The organism is Nocardia asteroides, assembly GCA_019930625.1.
GTDB classification, from domain to species: Bacteria; Actinomycetota; Actinomycetes; order Mycobacteriales; family Mycobacteriaceae; genus Nocardia; species Nocardia sputi.
The window spans coordinates 6,781,082-6,807,116 of the sequence record CP082844.1; the positions used below are offsets into that span (position 1 = coordinate 6,781,082).

Annotated in this window: 22 protein-coding genes and 1 pseudogene; 7 read left to right on the forward strand and 16 right to left on the reverse strand. The window is 68.2% G+C overall.

Annotated elements, in window-relative coordinates:
- Nucleotides 1–7: 7 nt before the first annotated feature.
- Nucleotides 8–3,334, reverse strand: coding sequence for a protein kinase (locus K8O92_30605; protein ID UAK32033.1), 3,327 nt, complete (start codon nucleotides 3,332–3,334; stop codon nucleotides 8–10).
- A 474-nt stretch (nucleotides 3,335–3,808) separates the two neighbouring features.
- Nucleotides 3,809–4,024, reverse strand: a complete 216-nt coding sequence (locus K8O92_30610) for a hypothetical protein (GenBank protein UAK32034.1) — start codon at nucleotides 4,022–4,024, stop codon at nucleotides 3,809–3,811.
- Between the two features lie 251 nt (nucleotides 4,025–4,275).
- Between K8O92_30610 and K8O92_30615 the strand changes: the two genes are divergently transcribed.
- Nucleotides 4,276–4,866: a DUF3558 domain-containing protein gene (locus K8O92_30615; protein UAK32035.1), complete on the forward strand. Its 591-nt coding sequence runs from the start codon at nucleotides 4,276–4,278 to the stop codon at nucleotides 4,864–4,866.
- Between the two features lie 18 nt (nucleotides 4,867–4,884).
- Here K8O92_30615 and K8O92_30620 read toward each other — a convergent pair whose 3' ends face one another.
- The gene (locus K8O92_30620) at nucleotides 4,885–5,238 is read right to left on the reverse strand and encodes a cupin domain-containing protein (protein ID UAK32036.1); all 354 of its coding nucleotides are present in this window, start codon (nucleotides 5,236–5,238) and stop codon (nucleotides 4,885–4,887) included.
- Nucleotides 5,239–5,358: 120 nt separating this feature from the next.
- Between K8O92_30620 and K8O92_30625 the strand changes: the two genes are divergently transcribed.
- Nucleotides 5,359–6,357, forward strand: a complete 999-nt coding sequence (locus tag K8O92_30625; GenBank protein ID UAK32037.1) for an aldo/keto reductase — start codon at nucleotides 5,359–5,361, stop codon at nucleotides 6,355–6,357.
- 97 nt (nucleotides 6,358–6,454) lie between these two features.
- Here K8O92_30625 and K8O92_30630 read toward each other — a convergent pair whose 3' ends face one another.
- The 6 genes and pseudogenes from K8O92_30630 to K8O92_30655 all read right to left on the reverse strand — a co-directional run bounded on the left by K8O92_30630 (nucleotide 6,455) and on the right by K8O92_30655 (nucleotide 12,300).
- Complete coding sequence (locus K8O92_30630) at nucleotides 6,455–7,696, reverse strand: oxygenase MpaB family protein (protein ID UAK32038.1); 1,242 nt, start codon at nucleotides 7,694–7,696, stop codon at nucleotides 6,455–6,457.
- 964 nt (nucleotides 7,697–8,660) lie between these two features.
- Nucleotides 8,661–8,861, reverse strand: a complete 201-nt coding sequence (locus K8O92_30635; protein ID UAK32039.1) for a hypothetical protein — start codon at nucleotides 8,859–8,861, stop codon at nucleotides 8,661–8,663.
- A 154-nt stretch (nucleotides 8,862–9,015) separates the two neighbouring features.
- The gene (locus tag K8O92_30640) at nucleotides 9,016–9,555 is read right to left on the reverse strand and encodes an ATP-binding protein (GenBank protein UAK32040.1); all 540 of its coding nucleotides are present in this window, start codon (nucleotides 9,553–9,555) and stop codon (nucleotides 9,016–9,018) included.
- A gap of 356 nt (nucleotides 9,556–9,911) precedes the next feature.
- Nucleotides 9,912–11,150 carry a PepSY domain-containing protein gene (locus K8O92_30645; protein ID UAK32041.1) on the reverse strand — a complete coding sequence of 413 codons (1,239 nt, stop codon included), beginning with the start codon at nucleotides 11,148–11,150 and terminating at the stop codon, nucleotides 9,912–9,914.
- A 279-nt stretch (nucleotides 11,151–11,429) separates the two neighbouring features.
- Nucleotides 11,430–11,537: pseudogene (locus K8O92_30650) on the reverse strand (TetR/AcrR family transcriptional regulator).
- 286 nt (nucleotides 11,538–11,823) lie between these two features.
- Complete coding sequence (locus K8O92_30655; protein ID UAK32042.1) at nucleotides 11,824–12,300, reverse strand: SRPBCC family protein; 477 nt, start codon at nucleotides 12,298–12,300, stop codon at nucleotides 11,824–11,826.
- 112 nt (nucleotides 12,301–12,412) lie between these two features.
- Here K8O92_30655 and fabG point away from each other — a divergent pair, with 112 nt between their 5' ends.
- From fabG to K8O92_30675, 4 genes are read left to right on the forward strand one after another with little or no spacing between them, the layout of a single operon-like run.
- Nucleotides 12,413–13,165: a 3-oxoacyl-ACP reductase FabG gene (fabG, locus tag K8O92_30660; protein ID UAK32043.1), complete on the forward strand. Its 753-nt coding sequence runs from the start codon at nucleotides 12,413–12,415 to the stop codon at nucleotides 13,163–13,165.
- 44 nt (nucleotides 13,166–13,209) lie between these two features.
- Nucleotides 13,210–14,076, forward strand: a complete 867-nt coding sequence (locus K8O92_30665) for a sugar ABC transporter permease (GenBank protein UAK32044.1) — start codon at nucleotides 13,210–13,212, stop codon at nucleotides 14,074–14,076.
- Nucleotides 14,066–14,887, forward strand: a complete 822-nt coding sequence (locus K8O92_30670; protein UAK32045.1) for a carbohydrate ABC transporter permease — start codon at nucleotides 14,066–14,068, stop codon at nucleotides 14,885–14,887. Before K8O92_30665 ends, K8O92_30670 begins: the two co-directional genes overlap by 11 nt.
- The gene (locus tag K8O92_30675) at nucleotides 14,884–16,158 is read left to right on the forward strand and encodes a sugar ABC transporter substrate-binding protein (protein UAK32046.1); all 1,275 of its coding nucleotides are present in this window, start codon (nucleotides 14,884–14,886) and stop codon (nucleotides 16,156–16,158) included. The genes K8O92_30670 and K8O92_30675 overlap by 4 nt, the downstream gene beginning before the upstream one ends.
- 55 nt (nucleotides 16,159–16,213) lie before the next feature.
- Here the strand turns inward: K8O92_30675 and K8O92_30680 are convergent, their stop codons facing one another.
- The 6 genes from K8O92_30680 to K8O92_30705 all read right to left on the reverse strand — a co-directional run bounded on the left by K8O92_30680 (nucleotide 16,214) and on the right by K8O92_30705 (nucleotide 24,021).
- Nucleotides 16,214–17,965 (reverse strand): hypothetical protein, encoded by a 1,752-nt coding sequence (locus K8O92_30680; protein ID UAK36032.1) that lies wholly within the window; start codon nucleotides 17,963–17,965, stop codon nucleotides 16,214–16,216.
- 158 nt (nucleotides 17,966–18,123) lie between these two features.
- Complete coding sequence (locus K8O92_30685) at nucleotides 18,124–18,804, reverse strand: hypothetical protein (protein UAK32047.1); 681 nt, start codon at nucleotides 18,802–18,804, stop codon at nucleotides 18,124–18,126.
- Nucleotides 18,805–18,930: 126 nt separating this feature from the next.
- The gene (gene bla / locus K8O92_30690; protein UAK32048.1) at nucleotides 18,931–19,836 is read right to left on the reverse strand and encodes a class A beta-lactamase; all 906 of its coding nucleotides are present in this window, start codon (nucleotides 19,834–19,836) and stop codon (nucleotides 18,931–18,933) included.
- A 67-nt stretch (nucleotides 19,837–19,903) separates the two neighbouring features.
- Nucleotides 19,904–21,067 carry a hypothetical protein gene (locus tag K8O92_30695; GenBank protein ID UAK32049.1) on the reverse strand — a complete coding sequence of 388 codons (1,164 nt, stop codon included), beginning with the start codon at nucleotides 21,065–21,067 and terminating at the stop codon, nucleotides 19,904–19,906.
- 33 nt (nucleotides 21,068–21,100) lie between these two features.
- Nucleotides 21,101–22,018, reverse strand: a complete 918-nt coding sequence (locus K8O92_30700) for a metal ABC transporter substrate-binding protein (protein UAK32050.1) — start codon at nucleotides 22,016–22,018, stop codon at nucleotides 21,101–21,103.
- Nucleotides 22,015–24,021, reverse strand: a complete 2,007-nt coding sequence (locus tag K8O92_30705; GenBank protein UAK32051.1) for a metal ABC transporter permease — start codon at nucleotides 24,019–24,021, stop codon at nucleotides 22,015–22,017. The genes K8O92_30700 and K8O92_30705 overlap by 4 nt, the downstream gene beginning before the upstream one ends.
- A 57-nt stretch (nucleotides 24,022–24,078) precedes the next feature.
- Here K8O92_30705 and K8O92_30710 point away from each other — a divergent pair, with 57 nt between their 5' ends.
- Nucleotides 24,079–24,774 (forward strand): ATP-binding cassette domain-containing protein, encoded by a 696-nt coding sequence (locus K8O92_30710; protein ID UAK32052.1) that lies wholly within the window; start codon nucleotides 24,079–24,081, stop codon nucleotides 24,772–24,774.
- Here K8O92_30710 and K8O92_30715 read toward each other — a convergent pair.
- On the reverse strand, nucleotides 24,771–25,970 hold the full coding sequence (locus K8O92_30715) for an MCE family protein (protein UAK36033.1): 1,200 nt from the start codon (nucleotides 25,968–25,970) through the stop codon (nucleotides 24,771–24,773). The genes K8O92_30710 and K8O92_30715 overlap by 4 nt on opposite strands.
- Between the last annotated feature and the right edge of the window lie 65 nt (nucleotides 25,971–26,035).

Below are 26,035 nucleotides of genomic sequence, written 5' to 3' on the forward strand. Positions count from 1 at the left end.
CGGCGGGCTATAGCTGTGTCTGTTGGGCTTCCGCGACGATCCAGGCGGCGATTTGTGTGCGTGAGTTGAAGCCGAGTTTGGTCAGGATGTGTTCGACGTGGCCTTGGGCGGTGCGTTGGGAGATCATCAGTTTGGCGGCGATCTGCTTGTTGCTGAGTCCTTGGGCGACGAGGTCGGCGACCTGCCCCTCTCGCTTGGTCAGCTTCGTGGACCGGCCGGACGCGGACGACTTGCCGGTGGTCTGTTCCCCGAGCGCGTACGCGACTGCGGCGTCCATGCCCATTCCCTGGCCTTGCCGGAAGGCCGCGTCGAATCCGCGAGCGCCGAGGGCGCGACGCGTCGTTCGCTCACATTGCTCATGAAAGCGCGACATACTCCGCAAGACGGCCCGCACGCTGCTGCCCACCAGCCAGTGGCCCTGCGCGGCTCCCATCAGGACAGCAGCACGCTCGACGTCGCCGTGGTCGGCGACAGTCCAAGCCAGCGCCTCGAGACCGAACGCGACTACCACCGGGCTGTTCGGCCGCCGATTGACGCGCAACGCCTCCTCCAGCAACTGCCGGGCACGGTCCCGCTCACCTTGCTGCCAGGCGGCGACACCCAAGCCACGCAGCGCGGTCGAACGATAGAGCAGTTCGCCCTGCGCTTCGGTGATGGAAAGTACCTGGCCGTAATGTTCGCTCGCTCGTGCGACGTCGCCGCGCAGTTCGAACGACCAAGCGAGGATGGCCAGAGCGCTGACGTACAACTCTCCCGTCCGGTTGGAGCTGAGCATCTCGACAGCTCGTCCGAGGGCGGCCGATGCTTCGGCCACCTCGCCGCGAGCGAGGGCGACGACGCCGGCGGCGTAGGCGAGCTGTCCCTCGATGCTGGGGGTGGGGGTCTGCGCGGCGAGTGCTCGTCCCTCCTCCAGGAAGGCGGCGGCAGCCTGAAAATCTCCCTGTGGCGCGGCGACTTCGCAGGCGGCACGCAGGGCGCCGATGCGGTCGGGTATCGAGTGCGCGCGGGGGTGGGCGAGAACGCGGTCGATCCAGAAGCGGCCTTCGCCGTACAGGCCGCGAAAGCTCCAGAACTCGTGTAGCGCGGCGACGATGCGCAGCCCTGCTTCCGCCGCGTCCTCGGTGTCCTCGGACAAGCAGCATTCCAGCGCTTCGCGCAGGTTGGATTGCTCCCGCTCCAGTCTGGCGATCCACTCGGGCTGCCAAGGGCTGATCCACCCGGCTTCGGCGTCGAGCGCCAATTGCTGGTACCAAGCGCGGTGCCGTCGGCGCAGCTCGGTGTCCTCACCGGACTCACGCAACTTTTCCCGACCGTATTCGCGCAGTGTCTCGAGCATCCGGAAACGCACCACCGCGTCGACTTCCTCCCGGATCAGGATCGACTTGTCCACCAAGGAGGTCAGCGCATCCAGCGGACTTCGCTCGGCGTCTACGACCGCCTGCTCGCAGGTGAGGCCGGTGCCGCAGATCTGTTCGGCGGCGTCGAGTTCGAAGCTGCCCGCGAACACCGACAGTCTCGCCCACAACCGCTGTACGGCTGGACGGCACAACTCGTAACTCCAGTCGATACACCACTTCAGCGTCTGCTGCCGAGGTGGGGCGGTGCGGCTGCCGCGGGTCAGCAGCGCGTACCGGTCGGTGAGCCGGGCCAAGATCTGATCAGGTGACATCGTGCGCATCCGTGCGGCGGCCAGCTCGATCGCCAGCGGCACCCCATCCAAATGGGCACAGATCCAGGTCACGGCGGATTTGTTGTCCTCGTCGATTTCGAAGCCCGGTACCGCTGCCGCGGCGCGGTCGGCGAACAATGTCACCGCATCGAAACGAGGCATTCCTTGTAACGTCGGCTCCCGGTTGGGGTCCGAGACCGTCAGCGGCGGCACCCGCAGCACAGCTTCCCCGGCGATATTCAGTGGCTCGCGGCTGGTGGCCAGGATCCGCAGATCAGGACAGGTCCGCAGCGCCGTCTCGGTCAACGCCGCCACGGCCTCCACCATATGCTCGCAGTTGTCCAACACCAGCAAGGTCTCGCGTGAGCCCAGAAAGTCGATAACGATCTCGAGCAATGGCCTGGCCCCCGCGTCTCGCAAACCCAGGGCCGCCGCCACCACATCGACCAGCAGCGCTGGGTCGGACACCTCGGCCAGCTCGATCAGCCACACCCCGTCTTCGAAATCGCGGCGCGCACCGGCGGCGGCGCGCAACGCCAGCCGTGTTTTGCCGACCCCGCCGACACCGGTCAACGTCACCAGCCGCGACACCGACAGAAGATTCTTCACCTCGGACAGTTCACTGCGCCGGCCGACGAAGCTGGTCAGCTCGAGCGGCAGATTGCCACTACGGTCCCGCGCCGCCGCGGTCGGCCTGCGCCACCCCGGCAGTGGTGGCTTCTGCTCGGGATGGTCGAGCCTCTGGTCGTGCGGCTCGTGATCAGCTTCGCTTCGCGACGCCATCTCCCCCACTGCGAACCCCAGGCGCCGCTGCACCTGCCGGAGAGTCTCGCCCAAAGCGGCGGCCGAGGGCCGTTCGTGGCGGTCGCGGCTCATCGCCGATTCCACCACCGCCGACACGTCCTCGGGAATATCGTCCGCTCGCAGGTCCGGCACCGGTTGGGTGGTGATCCGCACGAACTGCGCCACCATGTTCTCGCCGCCGCGCCGCTCGAACGCCGCATGCCCGGTCAACGCACAGAACAGGGTCGCGCCCAGCCCGTAGACATCCGCGGCCGGGGTCGGGTCGTCTCCCTCGAGGACCTCCGGGGCGGTGAACGCCGGTGACCCGGTCACAACGCTCGCGGTCGTCCGGAACCCACCCGCGATATGGGCGATACCGAAATCGGTCAACGCGGGCTCGCCGTACTCGGTGAGCAGGATGTTGCCCGGCTTCACATCCCGATGCACGATATCCAGGCGATGCGCTCCTGCCAGCGCCCCGGCGATCTTGACCCCGAGCGCCAACACCTTCTCCAGCGGAAGCGGACCATTGGCGCGGATCCACGCATCCACCGACCCCAGCGGGTGATACGGCATCACCAGATAAGGCCGCCCGCTCTCGGTGGCACCGGCCTCCAGCACGGTGACGATATTCGGATGGCCGGTCAACCGGCCCATCGCCCGCTGCTCCCGCACGAACCGCGCCTGGTTGTCGGCGTCCAGTTCCGCGGACAGCACCTTCACCGCCACCGTCCGGTCCAACGTCGGCTGCCGACAGCGATACACCACCCCGAAGCCCCCGCGCCCGATCTCCACCGCGTCCTCGAAACCAGCCGCGCGCAGCTCCGCCGTGACAGGCCTCATCACCTCACGGCGCGTCCGCGGCAGATCGTCCTCGGTCATCGCGCGGCTGTTATCCCACCACCATGTCTCGAGAGACCGGCAACATGCGTTCACCTTTCGCCGAAGCCCAGCGTATCGCTGAAAACACCGGCGAAGGGCGACACCGCCCAAACAGCTACCGAGCTGGTCTTCCCGGCGAACTGAATCTTCAACCTAACCACTATTGAGCGTGCCGTTGTATAGCGGTACATTGCTCGTGTGACGCTTAGGGCAGTCTCGGCGCGGTCGGTCCGCCACGAAGTCCCGGTTTGTGAGTGCTACATCCGGGGTCTTGCGACGCAGGGTAGGCGCGCTTCACGCACATGGTCACCGAACAGGGGCTGAGCGATGCACAATGACGAGGTCAGGCAGATCGGGCGGGTGGTCACGCGACTCGCGAAGTGCCATCCGGAGCTCCCTTCAGAAACTGTTGCGGTGGTGGTGCGACGAGTCCATCAACGCTTCGGGGGAGCTTCGGTCCGGGATTTCGTTCCGTTACTCGTCGAAAGCCGTGCGAGCAGAGAACTGGCCGAGATCCCCAGACGCGACCCGTCCACTGACCACGCCGACCGGGCACAGGCGGAAATGTTCTTCGAGTTGCTCGTCGCGGAGGCCGAAGAACTGGACTCGTTCATCAAAGCGATGGCGCGGACAGGGGCGAATCCGGTGCAACACGCCACCGAATTGCGTCGGCTCCGGACCGAACTTCACGAGGTTCTGCGTTGCATCGCGCAGCTTCGCCGCCGCTTCCCCGGGATAGCCGCTGGGGGATCGTCCTCCGCGAGGGAAATAGCACCCGATGTCGCGGTTGCGACATAGAGCGCCGCGGCCGGGGAACCAAGTCTGCTCACCGACCCCGTCGAGTGGATCTGGAAACGCCGGATCCGAGCGTCGGCAATGCTCGACCTGTGCGACTTCTGCTGGGGTCGTGTAACTCTGATGTGATCGAGCGGGAGGTGACGGTGACGCGAAGGGTGCGACGCGACCGGGCGTGGCTGGTCGTCGGGGCGGTCGTGGTGGCGGTGACCGGGTGCGACACTCCCGCTGCGACCGAACCCGCGGCCTCGCCGAGTTCGGCGACGACACCGGCGCTGGGGCCGCCCCCGTGGACGGTCGCGGAGCTGACCGATCATCCATGCGCGGTGCTGGGCCCCGACGAGATCGCCGGTTTCGTGCTCGAACCCCACGAGGTGCGCGCCGAGACCCCGCCGCAGGCGTTGCCGCGCTGCTCGTGGTTCTCGGTGCAGACGTCCCAGGCAGGCCGGTTCAACATCGGGTTCGCCCCGCGCAGTAGCGGCCTGACCGATCTGTCACAGCGCACGCGGCCCGACCCGCTCGAGACCGAGATCGAGATCGGGGGCCGCCGCGCCACCCTGCGACCGGAGATCCGCCCCGACGGCCGCAACGGCGGATGCGGCACCCACGTCTCGGTGCCCTCGGGCGGCTCGTTCCACCTCGGGATCGTCGCCCCCGGCATAGCCACGGGTGTCGACTGGGACGTGTGCGCCAAGACCGTCGCGGTGGCCACGGCCATCTCCGCACGCCTGCGCTGAACCCCGCCACCAGGCCGCCTACCCGGCCGGGTAGAAGACGAACAGTGTGCAGCCGGTCGTGGTCGCGGGCACGTGCCAGGACCCGGCCGGGGCGTGCAGGAACGTTCCGGCCGGGTAATCCCGCACGCCGTCGTTGAACGTGCCCGCGACGACGTAGACCTCCTCCGGGCCGGGCTCATGGACGTCGCGGCGCGGCCACGACGTGCCCGGGTCCATCTCCAGCACGTTGGCGTGCGCGCCACCCGGTCCGGTCCAGAGGGGACGCAGCCGGATTCCTGGAAAGAGTTCGCGGACAGGTGAATCGGCGACGAATACGGAGGTGTAGCCCTCGGCGGTGAACCTGCGCCGCCGCTTCCGCGACCAGGTGGGCACGACCCCGGGCGCCTACCGGCGCACGTTCCGGAGGCCATAGCGCGGAGAGTGGACGCGGCGCCGGCTTACTGGCACTGCCACGGCCTGTCTACGGCCGCGTCGGCGAGGCATGCTGCACTCATGATGCGATATCGACTGTTCGGCCGAACCGGTCTGCGTGTATCCGAACTCGCGCTGGGCACCATGGCGATCGACGACATCGATGAATACCGGCGAATCGTGCACGTGTTCGCCGACGCCGGAGGCAACTTCATCGACACGGCCTCGGCCTACGGTGCGAGTGAGGAGATGCTCGGCACGGTGCTCGACGACCGCGACCGATTCGTCATCGGCACCAAGTACACGTTGACCCGCGATGCGAGCGACCCGAATGCCTCGGGCAATCACCGCAAGAACCTGATCAAATCGCTCGAGCAGAGCCTGCGACGCCTACGCACCGACTACATCGACGTGTACTGGGCGCACGTCTGGGACCGGCACACGCCGATCGAGGAAACGATGCACGCGCTCGATGACGTGGTGCGCGCCGGCAAAGTGCTGTACCTCGGCATCTCCGATGCCCCCGCATGGGTCGTGGCCCAGGCCAACACCCTGGCCGAATGCCGGGCCCGGACACCGTTCTCCGGCTTGCAGGTGCCCTACAACTTGCTGCAACGCGATATCGAAAGAGAACTGCTGCCGATGGCCGAGGCGTTCGGCATGACCGTGACCACCTGGGCACCGCTGGCCCGCGGGATCCTGTCCGGCACCACAGGGCGACGCACCGACCCCGGCCGGTACACCGAACGGGAGCACGCCGCAGCCGCGGCTGTCGGCACCGTCGCGGCCGAACTCGGTGTGCCCCCGGCCCATGTGGCGCTCGCCTGGACCCGCCACCGGTCGCCCGCCGTCCTACCGATCATCGGAGTCAGCAGCGCGGCCCAGCTCACCCAGAACCTCGACGCCGCCGCCCTCGCGCTACCGGCCGACGCGGCAGCCACGCTGGAGGCGGCAGTCCCGTTCGAACTCGGATTCCCGCGCGATTTCATCGTCGAATGCGACCGGTCCGCACATGTTTACGGCGACACGGTGTCCAGGGTCGACGCCCGACCGATAGTCCCGTCCGGATACGGCGCATGATCTGGCACGGCCTACAGATCCCGCTGTTCTCGCCGCACGGAAGGTTCGATGAGCCGGTCAGCTACAGCGGCAGGCGAAGTCGTTCACCACACCTGGGTCAGCGGGGTGGTCGGCTCATGTCTCGGTTCATCGTCGGGAGCTCGATGCTGATCGGCATTCGTAGTTCGGCCAGGTAGATCAGTGCTGCTTGACGAAGGAATTCGTCGAACAGCCAGTAGGCGTCCGGCGCGAGCGGGACCACGGGCAGCAGGCCTTCGCGCACGGCGATGAAAGGGCCCCAGCTCACCCGCAGCAGCGGGTCCCAGACCGGTTCCCTGGCGATGGCCAGCCCGTCGGCGATCTTGTCGCCGAGCAGGAAGCGGGTGAACGCGCCGAGCACCGGCTTGCTGAGAATGGCCAGGTCGAGGTTGACGCCCAGGCGCAGGAGCCGGTCGGCCAGTTTGGCGCCTTCCGGGGTCGGCGCCAGTATGGGATCCAGGACCTGCGCAGCCTGGGAGTTGGCCTCGGCCCAGGAATTGGGGATGTACTCGTCGCGGATGCCGAGCATGTGCGCGCAGACCTGCCACGAGTGCAGGAATGCCTCCGACTCGTGCGCCGGAATCGGCACCTTCCACGCGGTCAGGTGCCGCATGACGGTCGTCGGCAGGCTGTGCCAGGTGACCATCATGTCGTTCTGGCTGATGGGGATGTCCTCGTCGGCGGAGTGCACCCAGTGTGGGGACTGCGGCAGCAGATGACGCACTGCCGCGTGCACCAACCGGGTCTTGACGCAGGTGACGACCATTTCGCCATCGGGGCCGTAGGCATTCGCGGTCCCGATGTCGTAGCCGAGTTTCGCGGTCTTGAGGATGCGGTCCTTCAGATCGTGACCGCCCTTGGAGTAGTAGACCGCGCGCGCCTCCTTGGGAATGACCGTGCTCATCATGCCGCTGGCCAGCCCGTAGAGCACACCCAGATACAATCCCCGCTTCTTGTTGAACTCGATCGCGGTGCCCAGCTTGCCCTGATCGGCCCAGGGTGGCAGTCGGCGGGCGTACTCCATGAAATCCCGCAATTCCGACGGCAGACCAGCAGGCAACGGCTGACCGTTCCTGGTCCAGGTCCGCAACAACCCATTGATCATGGGGACTTCACCCCGGTCGATCAACGAAGCCACCAGCTCGTCGGCTTCGGGATCCCACACGGTCATCGGGTCGGCCCCTGCACCGGTACCGGCCACCGAACCCTCCGGGGACCACGTCCACGGCTCCGCCCGTGCGGGACTCACCATCGCCAACGCGCCGAACGCACCCAACACGCCACCGGCCTTCAACGCGTTGCGCCTACTGAGGTCATCCATGTTTTCGCTACTCCTCATTGAGCCCGAGCGCGACCGCGATGATGCGACGAAAGTTGGCTGCGCTCGTTCCACTCCGTCGCAGAGTGATAAGAACAGTCATTAACTTATCAAGCAACCGCGCATGATGTCAGGACTTTCCGCAACTTGCTCGTACTTGACCTCCCCGCAATCCGAATCTGGCTCACTCGGTGGAATCATGCAGTTTGAACAGCACATCAGCGGCAATCATTGTTAGCTCACACCCGTCGGCGCCGTCGGGGAGGGCAAGGCGAGTTACCGTCAACACGTCCGACCTCCAGTTACTGACAGGCACTAATAGCCAGTTACATAGCTAGCAGATGACACCGCAGGTCTCGGTGCGGCACTTCCCGTGCTGTTCGAAGTACTGTTCGGGGTCGGCACGATCGCGGCGAGCGTCGAGATCGCGCTGAATCGGAAACCAGCGCGCGAACATTCGGCCTCGTGACGTCAGCACGGCGGTCGGTGCCCGCTAGCGCCGACGCGGCGCATCGGGCCCGGTCGCATCGGAAGCCATACCGGGAGTGCTGAGCGGACGTGTTGATGCGCGAGGGCGATGCGTACGGGGGTGGGTGACTCCTGTGGCGCTGCGGCCTATCTGTGCGTCGAACCGGGGCCGGGGAGAACAGCTCGGCAACCGCATCGACGAGGTGCGCCGTATCGCGGCGGGCCTGTTCTACCTGATCGGCATCCCGTTGGGCATCGCGACGCTGCCGCTCTGGCCACTCGGTGGCGGTACCGGCGCAATGCGATCACGGCTCGGCTCTTGCTCCGCTGCGCGGACATCCGGCGCTGCTCGATCGGCTCACCCGATGACGCTGATCGGACTGATGACTTCGAGCCTGGTGGCTGTCGTGCCGCAGCGGCCGGCGCAGCCGGTTGCGGCGAACCGATGACACGAAACGGGCCGGGCCGGTTGTTCCGCCCGGCCCGTATTCGATCGGTGTCAGCGATTGGCGTGGCTGTGCTCGCCGCCACGCACCTTGGCTTCGGTGGGCTGAGCTTCGGCGCCCTTGCGTCCGGCCGCGCTGGGATCGGCGGAGTTGCTGCCGCCGAAGCTGCCGGTGCTGGCCTGGCCGCCGCGGCGCGCCTGCTCCTCGGTGTCGGAACGGTTGCCGAACTGCCCGGGGTTGTTCTTGTCTGCCATCACTTGCTCCTTTCGGTAGCGGATGAAACCGACTGTGGCTCTTTGCGCCACATCCGTGCACTACCCGGGTCGGGGTAGGCGAATCAGCCTCGAGGCTTCTTCACACGATCGAAAAGAACTGTCCGGATCGGACTTCGGCGCGGACGCGCTGGTTTCACGCCAAGCGGTGTTCGCCTGCTGCGAGGACACGCCGGACTTCGGCGGCTGTCTGTTCCGCGTCGAGGTGCCCGGTGTCGATCGCGTGGCGCTCGAGGTCTCCGAGTTGCTCGAACGCGGTGTATAGGCCGGTGATCGCGTCGACATCCTTCAGCTCGCGGTCGGCGCGCCGCTGCGCGCGTGACAGCGTGATGTCCAGGCCGGGCCGGAGAACCACGTAAGACAGAGCCAGGCGGTCACGTTCGGCGGCCGCACGAAACGGCGGCAGGAACCACGGCCCGACGATTCCGTCGACCACGACGTCGTAGCCGCCGCGGGCGAACGTCGCGACGGTTGCGACGATCGCGTCCACGACCACTTCGTTCTGCCGTTGCGCTTCGGGCAGGTAGGGCAGGACGAATCCGGTGCGGATCGAGCGATAGAACAAGTCGGTCGTCACATGCACTGTCGGAACATGCGCGCCGGAGGCCAGGAGCTCGGCCACAGTCGTCTTCCCCGCGCCGGGCGGGCCGGTCAGGATGGTCACTTCTCGGTTCACGATCCGGAAGTTAGTCGCGGGATCGGGCGAGAAACAGTCTTTTTCCGCGCTTCAGCCGTGCGCCCGATCCACGCTCTCGAGCGCCTGAGGTGGGCAGTCGTTTCCGCCCGCTCGCCGTCTCTGCCACGGTCTCACCGGCAGCGGCCGCGGAAGGTCTCTCGGCGGGTCACGAGCGGGGGGTGTCGAGTTTGTCGATGTCGGCGAGTACCTTTTTCGAGGTAGCCGCGTAGCAGCTCGCGGTCCAGATCGTCGCTGACCGCCAGCGCGAGATCGACCGGGTCGGGCCGGATGTCGACTTCGGTGAAGGCTTCATCGCGCAGAGCCTGTAGTTCCCGCTGACCTTCGCGGGTGTATGGCTACGCTCTCGCGCGTTCGCGGCGGAATCGGGTTCGACGCCGCAAGAGCCAGGTCGACAATCCGGTGACAGCGAGCGCGAGCGGAGTCAGGCCGAAGGCCAGCCATACCAGTCGCCACCACCCGTTCACCATCCAGCCGAAGTGCGCGGGCTCGAAGACCTTGGCGTAGAAGGTATTCGCGAGCGGCCGGTCGTGGCTGGCGTCGACCACCTTGATGTCGGACTCGTCGTAGACGTTCACATACACCATGACGTCACCGCTGTAGAAGAGGCGGTGTTCGCGGGGCGAGTAGGCGCCGGCGACGGTGGCGCGATAGTACGGAGCGGCGTCCGTGGGTAGCAGCAGGTAGGCCAGTCGGCCCGGCGCGGCTCGGTGCACGATCGCACCCACCTCGCCGATGGGTATCGGCGCCCGGCCGGTGTCGACCGTACGCGGCACGAAGAACTTTTCGGTCCGAAGGAGATTCGCGTTGCCACCGGTCGCGACGAGCCAGGCCCGCTGCACGGCGGGCAATTCGATGGTGATGCCGGTGATCCCCCACATCAACAGGAACGGCACGGCGAGGACGCCGATGACGTTGTGCAGGTCGCGGTCGCGTGCGAAGCGGCCCTTCCGCCATCGGACGCGAAACCCGTGGCGCAGCCGTTTGAGCGACGGCCACCAGATGACCGCACCGGACACCGCGAGCGATACCAGCAGTAGGCCGAGCAAGCCCAGAATTATTGCCGCCCAGGTGATGTCGATGAGCGGAGCCTGGTTCTCCAGCATGGGTATCACGCCCGAGTAGCGCGCGCAGCCGAAGGCGCAGTCGTGCAGATTGACCAGCCAGCCCAGCACACCGTCGGTCAGGTTCGCCCGCCCGTTGATCCGCCCGGTACCCGGATCCACCGAGTACGCGGCGGTGTACTGCGCGTTACCGATGACGATCACACCGCCGTCCATGCCGACCCAGCCGACGTCGAAACCTGGATCGGTCTCCCGCACCAGCGTGACGGCTCGCTCGGTATCGATCACCGGCGGCGCGTCCGTGTGGTGATAGAAGGAGGCGTGCCGGGCTCGGAACAGTTCGGCGCGGTAGAGCAGGATCGCGCCCGACGTCGACTGGACGACAAGGACCACGCCGAGAATCAACGCGGACCAGCGATGTATCGAGATCAGTTTGCGCCGCAGCGGCTTTCGGGACCGCTTCGATCGGACGGCCCGCGGGCCCGGCTCGTGTACCACCGCCGTCGCATTCATAAGGGTAGGCTAACTTGAAAAGCAGGCCTTCCCAGCGTGGGCAGCATGTCGACCGCCCGCCCTCGGCGTTCTTTCCGCCCTGCGGACCGGGCCGCACGCGCCCGACACCCTCAGTCCGGCCGGGCATCGGTATCGGCATCGGCATCGAGCCCCCGTGCCTACCTACGGCTTCGGCTCCCGTTAGCCGGCACACGGCGCGGCGAGCCTCGGGCGCGGTGACGTCCCACCCGCGCGGCGCGCACCGCGCTGATCCGGATCCTCCAGCTTCTCCGCGATGAGGGCGTCGAAGCCGCTCTCCGCGAAGACCTCCCGTGCCGCCTGGATCAGAGCCGCCCGGTTGCCGGCCGCCGCCTTCGGCCCCCTGTTCACACGGCGTGGCGAGGTCATCGGGCAAGGTTACCGGACCACCACCGACCAGCCGCATGCGCGCCGAACGCCCGGCTCGAACGGGCATGCGGCCGTGACGTGATCGCCCCGATCGACGCGCAGCGGTGATTTCGCGCCTCTTCCCGGGGGGTTACCTGCCGTGCAGTCCGCGCCGAGTCACGCTCGTGAGGTCAGCCCGGACGACCACGTCGTGCCTGTGCACGCCGTTCGGGCACCAGATCGAGACCTGTGTCGGGCCACGGAAAATTGGCGACGACCAGGTTGCACGGGGCAGGGACCGCGAGGCTCACGGTGTCGCCGGATTCGCTTCCTGTTCGACCAGTGCCGCGAGGCGGTCGAGCGAGGCCGAGAGCTTGTCGGCGGTGGTCGCACGGGCGCGGACGAGGCGCTTCTCGTCGGTCAGCGATGTCCAGTCATAGGTGTGGGTCACCCGGGTGCGGCCCTCGCCCACCGGTTCCAGCTCCCAGCGCCACAGGTGGCCGGGCGGCTGACTGCCGGGCTCCGACGGGCGCCACGCGATTCGGCTGCCCTCCTCGAACTCCACCACGTGGTTGTCGCGCACGGCGCCGTTGGTCAGTGTCGTGCTGAACACCGACCCGGCTTGCCGCACTCGCTGCCCGATGGCGGCCTGCGCCAGATTGTCGTTGCCGTCCCAGCGCGGCTGCTGGGCCGGATCCGCGATGAGCTCGAAGATTGCCGCGGCGCTCGCGCCGATCTCGCGGCTGGCGCTGACGATGCGGGGTACGTCGTTCTGATCGGTCACCTGGCGATCGAATCACCGGGTCGACCGCCGAGCAAGCCTTCTGCTCGAGAATGTGGTAATTCAGCGGTACGGAATGACCGCCTCGACATCCGATCGACGAAGGGACGCGCTCATGGCCGAGCGAGTTGCAGTAGTGTCCGGCGCCGCACGAGGAATCGGTGCGGCGATCGCCCAGCGATTGGCGGCGGACGGGCTACGGCTCGGCGTGCTGGACCTCGACGCGGCCGCGTGCGCCGACACCGTCCGCGCGATCACCGAGGCGGGCGGGCAGGCCGTCGCGCTCGGCGCAGACGTGTCGAACGAGGAGTCGGTCGCCGCCGCCGTCGGGCGACTGGAGGATGAGCTGGGCGCGCCGACCGTCGTGGTGAACAACGCGGGCATCCTCCGGGACAACCTGTTGTTCAAGATGAGCGTCGGCGACTGGGACGCGGTGATGAACGTGCACCTGCGCGGAGCCTTCCTGCTCACCCGCGCGGTGCAGAAGTACATGGTCGAGCAGAAGTGGGGCCGGGTCGTCAACATGTCCAGCACCTCGGCGCTCGGCAATCGCGGCCAGGCCAACTACTCGGCGGCCAAGGCGGGCCTGCAAGGTTTCACCAAGACCCTGGCCTTCGAGCTGGGCAAGTTCGGCGTCACGGCCAACGCGATCGCTCCGGGGTTCATCGTCACCGATATGACCGCCGCCACCGCCGACCGCGTCGGCGTCTCGTTCGAGGACTTCCAGAAGGCCGCCGCCGCGCAGATTCCCGTGCAGCGTGTCGGCACTCCCGAGGACATCGCGCACACCGCCTCGTTTCTCGTGAGCGAGGGCGCTGGTTTCGTTTCCGGCCAGGTGATCTACGTGGCGGGCGGCCCGACCGACTGACGCCCGCCGGGCGGCGGCGGGCGGGGGCGGTAACGTCGCAGCACATGAACCGGCGTGCGGCTCGTCGTAGCGTGACGAGCTATGTCCTCCTGCTGCCGAGCCTGATCGGCGTCGGGGCGTTCCTGCTGCTGCCGATCCTGGTGGTGGCATGGCTCAGTCTGCACAGTTGGAACCTGTTGGGGCCCAGGGAGTTCGTGGGCCTGCGCAATTGGCGCTCGGTGCTGGGCGACGCCGCGTTCGGCCATGCCCTGCTGGTGACGCTCGCGTTGACGGTGATCGTGGTGCCCGCGCAGACCGTGCTGGGTTTCACGATCGCGGCTCCGCTCGCGCGACGGCGCGGCGCGCGGAGTCTGCGGGTGATGTACGCGCTGCCGTGGATGTGCGCGCCGGTGGCGGTGGGTGTGGTGTGGCAGTGGATGTTCGCGCCGACCGGGGGCGTCGTCAACGCCGTGCTCGGGCGGCGTATCGAATGGTTGTCGGATCCGGCGCTGGCGCTGCCGTCGGTGGCCGCGGTGAGCGTGTGGGCGAACTTCGGGTACGTGGCTCTGTTCTTCGTGGCCGGGATCCGCGCGATACCCGGCGAGATCCTCGACGCGGGGGCGCTGGACGGGGCGACCGGCTGGCGCCGGACCCGCTGGCTGATCCTGCCGCTGCTGCGTCCCACCATGTTCTTCGTCCTCGTCACCGGCGTGCTGAGCGCGTTCCAGACCTTCGACACCGTCTACGCGTTGACCAAGGGCGGGCCCGGCGATCGCACGGATGTGGTCGCGATGCGCATCTTCTCCGAGGCGTTCGACGCCGCACGGCCGGGCCGGGCCGCCGTCATGGCGCTGGTGGTCTTCGCGGTGATGTTCGCGATCACCGTGGCGCAGCACCGCTACTTCCGGAATCGGACCACCTATGAGTTCTGATCGCCTTCGTTCGGCGGCGGCGTACGCGGCGCTCTCGGCCGCGGCGTTGCTGACCGTGGCGCCGCTGCTGCTCAGCGCGCTCACGGCGGTGAAGACGCCGGACCAGTTCGCAACCGGGTCACCGCTGGCCCTGCCGCATCCGGCCACCGCGGACAACTTCCGGACCGTGCTCGACTACGGATTCGGGCGGGCGGTGCTGGTGACCGCGCTGATGACGGTGTTCGTCACGGGCGGCCAGCTGATCACCTCGGTACTCGCGGCTTATGCGTTCGCCCGCACCGACTTCCCGGGCCGTGACGCGCTGTTCTGGGTGTATCTGGCCACGATGATGGTGCCGCCGATGGTGACGTTGATCCCGCTGTATCTGATGTTCGCGGAAGTGGGCCTGCTCAACACTTTCTGGGCGCTGGTGCTGCCGTTCGTGTTCGGCTCGCCCTACGCGATCTTCTTGCTGCGCCAGTACTTTCGCGCGATTCCGCAGGAGTTGATCGGTGCGGCGCGGCTCGACGGCGCCAACACCCTGGACATCATCGTGCATGTGATGGTGCCGATGAGCCGGCCGGTGCTGGCGACGCTGACGCTCATCACGGTCGTCTCGCAGTGGAACAACTTCATGTGGCCGCTGGTCGCGAGCAGCGGCCGCTCGTGGCAGGTGCTGACGGTGGCGACGGCGAATCTTCAGACCCGGTACAACGCGCAGTGGACGTTGGTGCTGGCAGCCACGACGCTGGCCATCGCGCCGCTGGTGGCGCTGTTCGTGGTCTTCCAGCGGCAGGTGCTGCGGTCGATCGCGTGGACGGGGGTCAAATGAGAACCTCGACCCGCCTGGCGCTCGCCCTCGCGCTCGCCGCGGCCCTGCTGGTCGCGGCCGCCTTGTGGCTCGGTCGCGGCGGCGACGGGTCCGGCCGCACGGTGGTGGGGTTGCGGATCTGGGACGAGAGTTTCGTTCCGGTTTACCGTGCCTCGCTCGCGGAGTTCGAGCGGGCGAATCCGGACGTCGAAGTGCGGATCACGGTGGTGCCGTGGGCGTCCTACCAGCAGAAGTTGCGCCTGGACGTCGCCGGGGGCACCGCCGACGACTTGTTCTGGACCAACTTGTACGAGGACTACGCCGATGCCGGGCGTTTGATCGACATGGGGGCGGCGCTGGGTCCCGAAGCCGCGCGATCCTGGGACCCCTCGGCGGTCCTGCGCTACACGCGCGGCGGAAAGCTTTGGGCCGTACCGCAATTCGTGGATGCCGGCACAGCGGTGTACTACAACCGGGAATTGCTCGCGGCCGCGCACGTCGATCCCGCGGAGCTGACCGCGGTGCGGTGGAGTCCGAGCGACGACGACACCTTCCGGCCGCTGCTGCGCAAGCTGGCGGCGGCCTCCCCGTGGGCGTACAACGCGGGCCATGATTTCCAGTCCATCGAGCTGCCGTTTCTGGGTTCCGCGGGCGCCGCTTTCCAGGACGACCGGGACCGCTTCGTCTTCGACAGCCCGCAGGGCGTATCGGCGTTCGCCTATCTGGTGCGGTTGATCGCCGACGGGCTCGCGCCCGCACCCGCGGATACGAACACCAACCCCGAGTTCGCGAAGAATGCCTTCCTCCAAGGCAAACTGGCGCTGCTCCAGTCGGGGACGTTCAATCTCGCGCAGATCTCCCAGCAGGCCCGGTTCGAGTGGGGTGTAGCGCTGTTGCCGGAAGGGCCGACTGGGCGAGTGAGCACGAACAACGCGATCGGCGTGGCAGGCAACGCCGCCACCCGCCATCCGGACGCGGTGCGCCGGGTGCTGGCCTGGCTCGGAAGCGGCGCGGGCAATCGCCACCTGGCCGAGAACGGCGCCACCATCCCGGCGGTCGTCGCCGAACAACAGCGCTATCGCGACTACTGGCGCGGGAAAGGGATAGACGTCTCCCCCTTCTTCGATGTGCTGCGCGGCCCGCGCATCTCTTCCAGTGGCGGTCCAGGTTTTCCGGCCGCACTCCGCGCCGTCGAACCCCTTCTCGCCGAGATGTATCTGGGCCGGATCCCGGTGCCGGAGGCGCTGTCGCGCGCCCGCACCGCGGCCGAGGCCGCCGTCGCCGGGAACTGAGCGAGCACGTGATCGCCGGGCCGCGCCGCTTGCGATATGACGCCGCGGTGGTGGTTCAGTTGTCGTAGGAGGCGACGCCGACCGGTCCGACGCCGACGCACAGATCCAGTCCGGTCGTCCGGGAGGCGATCCGAAGTGCGGATCCGCCTCCGACGAGGCGGACGAACACGGTGTTGGGCCCCTTCCGGACCGGCGCCGTCACCGCTTCGCCGTGTTCCAGAGCGACGGTTATCCGACCGTCACGGCTCGCGAGGTAGTTGAGTTGCGCCGTCCATTTGTTCTCGAGCATCGGACCGTCGAGCAGCAAGCGGGCCTGCGCTGCGCCGTGGATCCGGTACCCGCAGCCGGGCTCGGGGCCGGGGAGGATGATCCGGTTCCACCACACCGCCGCCTCGACGATCCGACCGTCGTCGGTGATCATGCGCAGGTGGGGTGTCGAGTCCGCGAACGTGCCGGGAGCGGCGATGGGCGCCAGCACATTGCTGGTGAGATTCTGGGGATAGGCCAGGGGGTTCAGCACAGTCCACGGGACCTCCTGCTCCAGAAGGGGTGCGCCGTCCCATGCGCTCAGCGCCGATCGCACATTCGCTAGATAAGTTTCGGTCGGACCCGCACGCCACGATCGCACGAACGTCCAGGTGGACGACAGACTGCTCACGAGGAAAACCACGGTCACCGCGACCGTCACGGGTCCGCGCGGAAGCGCCACGCGCGTCGGGCCACTCGACGGCCGGGGACGGGCGCGCAGCATCAGCGCACCGGCGGCGGCCGACACCACCGCCATGTCGGCGACGTAGCGCAGCGACTGCATCAGCTCCGCCGCGGTGTTCGGCCCGCCGCGAGCCAGGGCCACCGCCAGCTGAACGACCAGAACGTACGCCGCGGCCGTCGACCAGACCGCCCAGACCCGCTGCCTGACGCGGATCGTCAGCGCCACCACGACCAGCAGCACCAGCCAGGCCGACACCACCGCCCATCCGGGCGGATCCGCCCACGGCGTCGACGGTAGCCACCGTTCCCACACCCAGGGCCCGCCGAACAAGGCGGGCACGATCCCCAGAGACGCCGCACCGGGCAGTAGGTCGCGCAACTCCTCCCACCCATCGGGTAGGCCGGGACCGTCCACCACCACGAAGTATCCGATCGACCAGCAGGCCAGCACCGCGCCCGATCCGATCCACAGCGCCGCGCCCCTGCGCAGCACCGTGCGTATGGCGCCCTCGCCGCCGTCGACGTAGTGGGCCAGCGCCGTGACGGCGAACGCGACGAACGGCACGATCACCGACTTCTCGAAGAAGAGCAGCGCCACGGCCGTCACGGCGACCCCGGACAGCGCGTATCGGCGCCGCCCGCCGCGCACCAGCAGCACCGCGTCGCCGATCACCCAGGCGAGGGCGAATTGCAGCGGCAGCGCGTTCAGAGCGGCTGCCCACCAGGCGAAAGCCGGGATGGTCAGTGGACAGAAAAGGTAGAAGACCAGCGGGAGCAGGATCGGCCACCGCGGGCCCGCCACCAGCAGCAGCATGCGAACCACAGCCACCGACGCGCCGAGCTGCATGACCAGCAGCACCACCACCGGCCCGGCCCAGGCCAGGGGCGCCACCGCGTTCACCGCCCACGCCGTGGCGAAGGCCAGCGGCATGAAGTGTCCGTCGTGGTCGTACAGCAGCAGGTCCGTTGACCACAGCCCGTATCGAGCCGCTCGGCCTGCCAGGATGAGATCGTCCCAGTAGAAATAGCCGCTGTCGGCTACCCACCAACGGATCGCCAGCTGCGCTACGACCAGACAGCAGGCCACGACAACCACCGGCTGCGCTTTCGAGATGCCACGGAACCGGACGCGCGCCGACGCCCCGGACCGAGGGGCGGGCGCGGACTCCGGCAGGGCCAGCACAGCAGTGTCCATGTCATCCCACCGTAGCGTCGGTCAGGCCGGGATCGCGTCCCTTCGGGTCGCCGGACAGTTCAGGTCCGGTCCCGCCAGTACGGCGGGGAGTCCGACGGTTGCGTCTCCTCGACGTCCAGTGCCGCGTCGGCCCGCAATGCCTCGATCAGCGCGGCGCTTCCCGCGACGCCGGTCCAGGGCAGATCGATCTCGGTCGCGACGAACCACGCCCGGTCGGCGGGCCAGATGAGATTCGGGCTGTTGATCGGTCGTGACCAGCCCGGAAGCAGGTCCGCGGCGCCCCACTGCCCGGCCTCGCGCAACGGCCCGCGGAACAGCAGGTAGTCGCGCGCCGGAATCCGCACCCGGGGGCCGTCTATGACCTCCGGCGGGAAGGCCGGTGCGACGCTGGGTGCGGCCGCGAGATTCGTGGACGAGTCCATACTGAACGACACGACGACCGACGAGCCACCGTAGATGTCGCCGAAGCCGTCCCAGAGCCCGAAATAGCAGTCGTCCGGCGTCTCGGTGTGCCCGGCGAGGATGTTCGACAGCCGCTGCAGGACCTCGGAGTCGAGGTCGCCCGCGCGGTCTCGCAGCGCATCCGGATCCGACGGGTCCTCATCGGGTGTGGCGGGGTGGAACAACCGGGCATACCGGGTGAACCCACTGGGACCCATCGAACACAACTGCGTCCATGGATCGCCACGCTCGGTGAACCAGTCAGCCTTGGAGACGTCCGGTTCATGTCGCAGTGGCATCCTGCCAATCTAGCTGCCGCGCAACGCTTTCCCGCCAGCGCGAATAGCGGGAGCCCGAGAACTCCGACTCGGACATCGCGAGGTTCCCCTCCGGCACCCGATCGAGAGCGCGGGCACCCCATCGGGCTAAGTGAGGGTTTCTACGACGTACGCGGCGGCGTCGGCGAGGAGGGCTTGGTCGTAGGCGGCGTCCCGGGTGGCTTTACCGGACATGATGGCGACGACGAGCGGCGCCGAGTCCGGGGGCCACACGATCGCGATGTCGTTGAGGGTGCCGTAGTCACCGGTTCCGGTCTTGTCGGCCACCTTCCATCCCTGCGGTACGCCGGCCCGGATCCGCTGCGCACCCGCGGCCGTGGCGTTGCGTTCCAGCAGGTCGCGGAGGAAGTCGCGCTTGTCGACCGGCAGGGCGTCACCCAGCACGATCCGGTCGTAGACCTCGCCGAACGCTCTAGGAGAAGTCGTGTCGCGCGGATCGTCAGGGGTGGCCTCCGTGATCGCGGGCTCGATCCGGTCCATCCGGGTGACCATGTCGCCGAGACTCCGCGCGTACGCCGTCAGCTCGGCCGGTCCACCCAGATCACGGAGCAGGAGATTGCCGGCGGTGCCGTCGCTGTAGCGGACCGCGGCGTCACACAGCTGACGGATCGTCATTCCAGTGTCCACGTACCGCGGGGTCACCGCGGCGTTCTTCAGGAGGTCGTCGCGGGTGTAGGTGACGACGGTGTCCAAGTGCGACAACGGATTACGCTGGAGCACCGCCGCCGCGGCCAAGCCCTTGAACGTCGAGCAGAACGCGAATCGTTCGTCCGCGCGGTGGGCGATGGTGGCGCCTGTCCCGGTCGCGCGGGCATACACGCCCAGGCGTGCGTCGAACTTTCGTTCCAACTCGATCAGGCGATCGTGGCGCTCGTCCGCTTGGACGGTGGGGGCAGAGGACGGGGTCTTCTCCCGTGCGCACGCGGCCAGCGGTAGGAGCGCTGCCGCGGCCAGCAGAGTGCGGCGACCGATGGTCGAGGGCGACAGCGTCATACTCGTCCTTTCACCGAACTCGTCATCGCGGTCATCATCCTCTGTCCCCACCGACGAGAGCCAGGAGTCAGTGAGCGACCACACCGCTCATTTCGTTCGGGGTGCTCGGCAGCGTGACACTCGCCGTCTTCGCTCCGGTCTCCAGCTCGATGCGGTGGACCTGCTTGGTGGCGGGGTCCGAGACGTAGGCGGTGCCGCCGCGGACGAACAGCGCGGGCCGCGGCTTCTGCCATTCCAGCGGTTCCTGCCAGGTCCCCGTGACCGGGATCGTGCGCACGACGGCGCCCGCGACGGGATCGATGACGTGGATGCGGCCATCGGTGCCCAGGACCAGGGCTTCGCCGCGCGGGCCGCGGGCCAGCGAGCGGAAGGTGTAGCTGGTGCCGATATCGACCAGACGCAACGCGCCGGTGACCGTGTCGATGAGCGAGATCTGCTGCGGTCGTTCGAGTTCGGCGTCCTTGTCCTGCTTGTAGTCGCCGAGGACGATGGGCGAGGTCTCGCTGCCCGCCTGGTTGCCGATCCGGCCGTACTCGGTCGGGCTGGTCACTTTGGTGATCGTGCCGTTGCGGTAGACCAGCACGCCGTTCTGGCAGCCGATCACGACGGCCTCGCCCGCGGCGGTCGCCTCACCGTGCACGCCGGGGCAGTCCTCGTTGCGCGCCTTCTCGGTGCGGTTCTTGTCGAGCACCACGATTCCGGTCCGCTTCTCCTCGGTGCCGAGCGTCACGACGAGGTCTCCGTTGGCGAGTTCGATCGCGACGCCGTGGTGCGGGGCGGCCGCGCGGTAGGTGGAGGTCTTCGGTTGCCCCTCGGTGAGTTCGGCCGAGTCGAAAGCGACCACTTCACCCGTTCCGTCGCTGAACAGCACGGTCCGTCCGGCATGCCGCACCACGTGGCCGGGCTCGGGGGCGGGGAACGCGGTGCCGGTGAATTCGGCCGCGGCGGCGTCGAAGACTCGGAAGCCTTCTTTGGTCGAGACGATCAGGTGGCGGTCGTCGCCCGCCGGGTTGAGCCGGTTGAAGCCGTCGAGGTCGACCGTGCTCGCGAGTCGGAGGGTGGTTCCGTCCAGTACGTGGATTCCGCCGTCGTAGGTGACCGCGACAGGCTCGGCGATCTGTTCGCGCCGAGAGTCCTGCGCCGGGGAATCGTCGGCGCCGCATCCTGCGACGGCGAGGGTCAAGGTCAGCAAGCCGGTCAGGGCAGCCGATTTCGTGGTTGGTGACCGCATGGGTGACTCCGTCTTTCGTTCTGTGGGTGGGCGCTAAGGGGCGGTGAGGCCGCGCACGATGGACTCGGTGTTGGCCCGCATCATTTCCAGGTAGGTGCCCGCGCCGCCGCCCGGTTCGGTGAGCGACTCCGAGTACAGGGGGATCACCTGCACGTGCACACCCGCTTGGTCGGCGAGCACACGCGCCAAACGGTCGGGTTGCGAAGAATCGGCGAAGATCGCGCCGACCCCGGCGGCCCGGATGGTTCCGGCGAGGGCGGACAGATCCGACGGGCTCGGCGAGGCCAGCGTGGTTCCGCCCGGGATCACGGCGCCGACCACGTCGAAGCCGAATCGCTGCGCCAGGTAACCGAAGACGTGGTGGTTGGTGACCAACTTGCGCCGCTCGGCGGGGATCGTCGCGAATCGCTCGGCCATCCACTGGTCGAGTCGATCGAGTTCGGCGAGGTAGCGGTCGGCGCCGGTGCGGATGGCCGCCGCGTCGACACCGTCGACATGCTCGATGATCCGGTCCCGGATGACCTCCACCGCCCTGCGCACACGGCGCGGATCGGTCCAGAAGTGCGGATCCGGCCTGCCGTTCCCATCGTCGGCGGAGTAGTTGATCGGATCGATCGCCGCGCCGACGGAAACGCCTGCCACTCCGGACTTTTCGGCAGCCTCGACATTGCGCAGCACACTCTCCTCGAGACCGAGACCGTTGTAGACGATCAGGCTCGCGCGTTCGAGCAGGGCCGCCTGCTGAGCGGAGATCGCGAAGAAGTGCGGGTCCGCGTCCGCCTGCATGAGCACGGTCACCTCGACGGTGTCGCCCGCGACGGCGCGGGTGAGGTCACCGAGGATGTTGGTGGTGACGACGACTCCTTCGCGGTTCGCGCCGGAAGTCGAGCATGCGGTGAGCGCGAGCAATGCGACGCCGATCAGCGCGCACAGCCGTGCGGTGAGTTTCATCGGCCGGTCTCCACCATCGTTGTCGGGTTGATGTCGAGGTCGAATGTGCGTGCGGTGCGCAGGTTGTCGGTGTAGTCGATCTCGTGGACCGCACGCCCCGCGGGATCGTTGACGTAGGCGCGGTGCTCGTCGACGAGGATCAGCGGCGCAGGCGCACCGGGGCGTACCGGCGCGGTGAGCGGTCGCGCCGCCGCGGACTCGCGGCCGGACGCGGCGTCATAGCCGTGCAGGAGGCCGTCTTCGGTGAGGGTCAGCAGTGCGGCGCCCTCCCCCGCCGTGTTCGCCGCTACCACCGGCCCGGTGTCCACCGAGGTCCAGGTCTTGCGCCTGACGTCGAGCACCCAGACGCCCCGCCGACCGGCCTTCGCCACCAGCGTCGCGCTGCCGGGGCGATGGAAGAACTCGACCGCGCGGTCGGCCTCGGCGGTCCCTTGCGGATAGGGGATCTTCTCGCCCGTGAACTCCGCGTTGCGTGCCGTCACCACCAATGCCCCATCGGCGCAACCGAAGACGACGCCGCGCCTGGTCACCGCCGAGCCGCGCGGATGCGGGCAACGTTGCGGCACGACCGCGACCTGCGCGCCGTCCCGGGTCCGGACCTCGATGTGCTCACGGCCGGGCACGGCCACGAGCAGGTGCTCTGCGTACGGCACGGCGGCTCCGTCCGCGATCGCGCCGCGTTCGGTCGGCGACCCCGCGCCGAGCGCGGAGCGGTCCAGCAGCCTGGTGCCGCCCGTTTCGAAAGCCACTGCCGTGACCGCGCTGTCACCGTGCGTCGCGGCCACCGGACCGCCGGTGAGCGTGCCCACATCGCGGGCGGACGCGCGGTAGTAGTGCACGTGGTCGCCGTGGTCGACCGTCCACGCGCCCGCGTCCACGATCCGCACCCCGCCGCGGGCGGACAAGAAAGCGAAGCGCCCGTCGGTGCTCACGCGGTCGACGCCTTCCATCCTGCCGAGATCGATGACGTCCTCGGTGATGAGGTCGAGCACCCGCACGGCGCCGGTCCCGTTGTCGGCCACGACCAGACGCGGCTGCGCTTCATCGGTCTCCTCCGCGCCCGCCACGTATCCGTGGGGCGTCGGCGCCGCAGGTGGCGGGGATTCGGTGGTCCCGCAACCGATCAGAGGTGTGATCGCGGCGAGGACCAGCAGCAGTGCCAGTGGTCTCGGGGTCGCGCGCGCGGAGCGGACCCGATCGCGCAGCCAGGCCGACAGCGCGGAGACGAAGAACAGAGCGACGGCGGTCGCCGCGATGGTCGCCCCCGCCGCGGTCCCCGCGTGCCAGGAGATCAGCAGCCCGGCAACGGTGGCCACCGCGCCGAGCGCCGCGGCGGTGAGCATGATCAATGGGATGCGATGCACCCAGTAGACGGCCGCCGCGGGCGGCGCGATGAGCAGACCGAAGACCAGCAGCGTGCCGACGATGTGGAAGGACGCCACGATCGCGAGGGTCACCAGGCCGATCAGCGCCACGTTGGCCACGCGGGGACGCATCCCGAGGGTGTGCGCCTTGCGTGGGTCGAAGGTGAGTGCGACGAACGCCCGGTAACCCAGCACCGAGACCACGAACGCGATGACCAGGGCCGCAGCCAGATACCACAGGTCACGCTCGCCGACGGCGAGCACATCACCGAAGAGGAAGCCGGTCAGGTCGACCGCGAACGAGGGCGAACGCGACACGATGATCACGCCCGCCGACAGCATCCCGACGAACAGCAACCCGATGCCGGTGTCCGCGGCGAACCTGGTGCTGCGGCCGAGCACCGAGACGCCGACCGCCATCGCCGCGGCGCTGCACGCCGCACCCAGCAACAGGTTGCCGCCGAGCAGCGCGGCGATCGCGACGCCGGGCAGCATGCCGTGCGCCATCGCGTCGCTGAGGAAGGCCATGCCGCGCACCACCACCCATGTTCCGGCCAGCGCGCACAGGCACGACACGAGCAGTCCGCCCCACAACGCCCGCTGCACGAACGAGACCTCGAACGGGGCCAACCACTCCATGACGCATCACTCTACAATGAGAATGATTTTCATTTCAACAAGGAGATCGGAGTAGCCATGCCGCCGCCAGCTGTCCATGTCGCCGGGGTGACGGCCGGGTACCGGGGACGCCCCGTCCTGCACGAGCTCACCGCCACGATCCCGGGCGGACAGGTGACGGCGCTTGTCGGCCCCAACGGGTCCGGAAAGTCCACTCTGCTCGGCATCCTCGCCGGAGTCATCGCGCCCACCGTGGGCACCGTCCACCGGGAGCATCTGCGGCGCCCGGCATTCGTCGTGCAGCACAGCGGCGTTCCCACGACTCTGCCGATCACCGTCCGGGAAACGGTCACCATGGGTCGTTGGGCACACCGCGGCGCATGGCGGCGCCTCACCCGGCAGGACCGCGCCGTCGTGCGCGCGTGCCTCGACCGGATGGACATCACCGACCTGGCCGAACGCAGGCTCGACACCTTGTCCGGGGGGCAGCGTCAACGAGCGCTGCTCGCCCAGGCGCTCGCGCAGGAATCGGATCTGCTCTTGCTCGACGAACCGACCACCGGCCTGGATTCGGCCGCGCAGCAGGAGATTTCCGAGGCCATCCGCCGGGTGGGAGCCCAAGGCGTGACGGTCGTACACGCCACGCACAGCCGCGAGGACGCCCTGCGCGCCGACCATTGCCTGCTGTTGGACGACGGTCGCGTGACCGGCCACGGTGATCCGCACACGATCTTGCACCAGGACGCCGAACCGGTTCGCGCCGCCGTCGACTAGCGCGGCACTCCGGGCATGCCGGCGAACAGGATCTGAAAGACCTTGGGTGGATTGGGCATGACTACGGTGGACGGCGCGAAGGGCGCGCCCTCGTTCGTGTCGGTGACCACGTAGTCGGTATGACTGCCGGGGACCCGGTCGAGGATCCCGGCGCAGCGTGGCCCGCCGGTCGCGTTCACTTTCGGCAAGTCATCGGGGTATTCGTAGGGTTGCGCGCCGTACATGAAGCTGGCGTTGAAGATCGCGCCGGGCTTGTTCCCTCCGATGATGGCCTCGGCCGCGGGAAGCGCTGTCGCTATGCCGACGACTACGCAGTACAGCACGGGTGAGTACGTGCCCAGCAGCGCACTGGTAGGCCGCAGGATCTCCAGCGCGGTGGCGAGCTCTCGCTCGTTCTCCGCGAGCGCCGACCGGGTGGTGTCGGCCAAGCCGATGAGGTTGAGCAGCACGGCGTCGAGGTCTCGCGAACCGTGAGTGAGCGTCCCGCTCGTCGTGGTGAGATTGTCCGCCGTACGCAACAGATCGGGTGCGGTGTCGGCATACAGTCCGGTGGCCTCTCCCGCGGCCGACAGATCCCGCCGCAGCGCGGGCAGGCTCGGGTTGAGCTGCCGCAGGTAGTCGTCGGTGCGGGCGAGCAGATCGCCCAGCCGGTCGCCGCGCCCGTGCAGTGCTGTGCTCAGCGCGGCCAGAGTGGCGTTGAGTTCGGCCGGTTCGACCTCGGCCAGGATCTCGCTCAGGTGCTGGAACAGCGTGTTGTATTCGACGGTGACCGATTCCGCGCGGATCGTCGCGCCCGGTCGGATGGACGTCGGCGCGGGAATGTTCGGCACGACGAAATTGACGTATTTGGCGCCGAATACGGTGGTGGAGCGGATATCCACCGTCGCGTTGGCGGGCACCAGCTCCAGGAGTTCCGGGTCGAGCGCGAGACGTAGGCGCGCCTGGTCGCCACGAGACTCCACCGCGCTCACCCTGCCGAGCTCGACACCCCGGATGCGCACCTCGGCATCGGTATCGAGGACCAGTCCCGAACGCGGTGTCTCGACGGTGACGGTCACCGTCGAGCGGAACCGTCCGGCGTACATCGAAACGGCGACCACGACTATCGCGCCGATGAGCAGGATCATCCCCGCACCCGCGACTTTCAACCGCACCAGCCGCCACGTCACCACAATGGTCTGTCTGCCGAAATTCATTGTCGAATCCACCGATCACTTCTTGTCGCGGGCTGTGCGGAGACGGCGGTGCGGCACAGCTGCGG

Coding starts and splice junctions, on each gene's coding strand:
- K8O92_30605 (UAK32033.1), bottom strand. CDS start 3,334: ATGACCGAGGACGATCTGCCGCGGACGCGCCGTGAGGTGATGAGGCCT.
- K8O92_30625 (UAK32037.1), top strand. CDS start 5,359: ATGATGCGATATCGACTGTTCGGCCGAACCGGTCTGCGTGTATCCGAA.
- K8O92_30630 (UAK32038.1), bottom strand. CDS start 7,696: ATGGATGACCTCAGTAGGCGCAACGCGTTGAAGGCCGGTGGCGTGTTG.
- K8O92_30635 (UAK32039.1), bottom strand. CDS start 8,861: ATGGCAGACAAGAACAACCCCGGGCAGTTCGGCAACCGTTCCGACACC.
- K8O92_30645 (UAK32041.1), bottom strand. CDS start 11,150: ATGAATGCGACGGCGGTGGTACACGAGCCGGGCCCGCGGGCCGTCCGA.
- fabG (UAK32043.1), top strand. CDS start 12,413: ATGGCCGAGCGAGTTGCAGTAGTGTCCGGCGCCGCACGAGGAATCGGT.
- K8O92_30665 (UAK32044.1), top strand. CDS start 13,210: ATGAACCGGCGTGCGGCTCGTCGTAGCGTGACGAGCTATGTCCTCCTG.
- K8O92_30670 (UAK32045.1), top strand. CDS start 14,066: ATGAGTTCTGATCGCCTTCGTTCGGCGGCGGCGTACGCGGCGCTCTCG.
- K8O92_30675 (UAK32046.1), top strand. CDS start 14,884: ATGAGAACCTCGACCCGCCTGGCGCTCGCCCTCGCGCTCGCCGCGGCC.
- K8O92_30685 (UAK32047.1), bottom strand. CDS start 18,804: ATGCCACTGCGACATGAACCGGACGTCTCCAAGGCTGACTGGTTCACC.
- bla (UAK32048.1), bottom strand. CDS start 19,836: ATGACGCTGTCGCCCTCGACCATCGGTCGCCGCACTCTGCTGGCCGCG.
- K8O92_30695 (UAK32049.1), bottom strand. CDS start 21,067: ATGCGGTCACCAACCACGAAATCGGCTGCCCTGACCGGCTTGCTGACC.
- K8O92_30700 (UAK32050.1), bottom strand. CDS start 22,018: ATGAAACTCACCGCACGGCTGTGCGCGCTGATCGGCGTCGCATTGCTC.
- K8O92_30705 (UAK32051.1), bottom strand. CDS start 24,021: ATGGAGTGGTTGGCCCCGTTCGAGGTCTCGTTCGTGCAGCGGGCGTTG.
- K8O92_30710 (UAK32052.1), top strand. CDS start 24,079: ATGCCGCCGCCAGCTGTCCATGTCGCCGGGGTGACGGCCGGGTACCGG.
- K8O92_30715 (UAK36033.1), bottom strand. CDS start 25,970: ATGAATTTCGGCAGACAGACCATTGTGGTGACGTGGCGGCTGGTGCGG.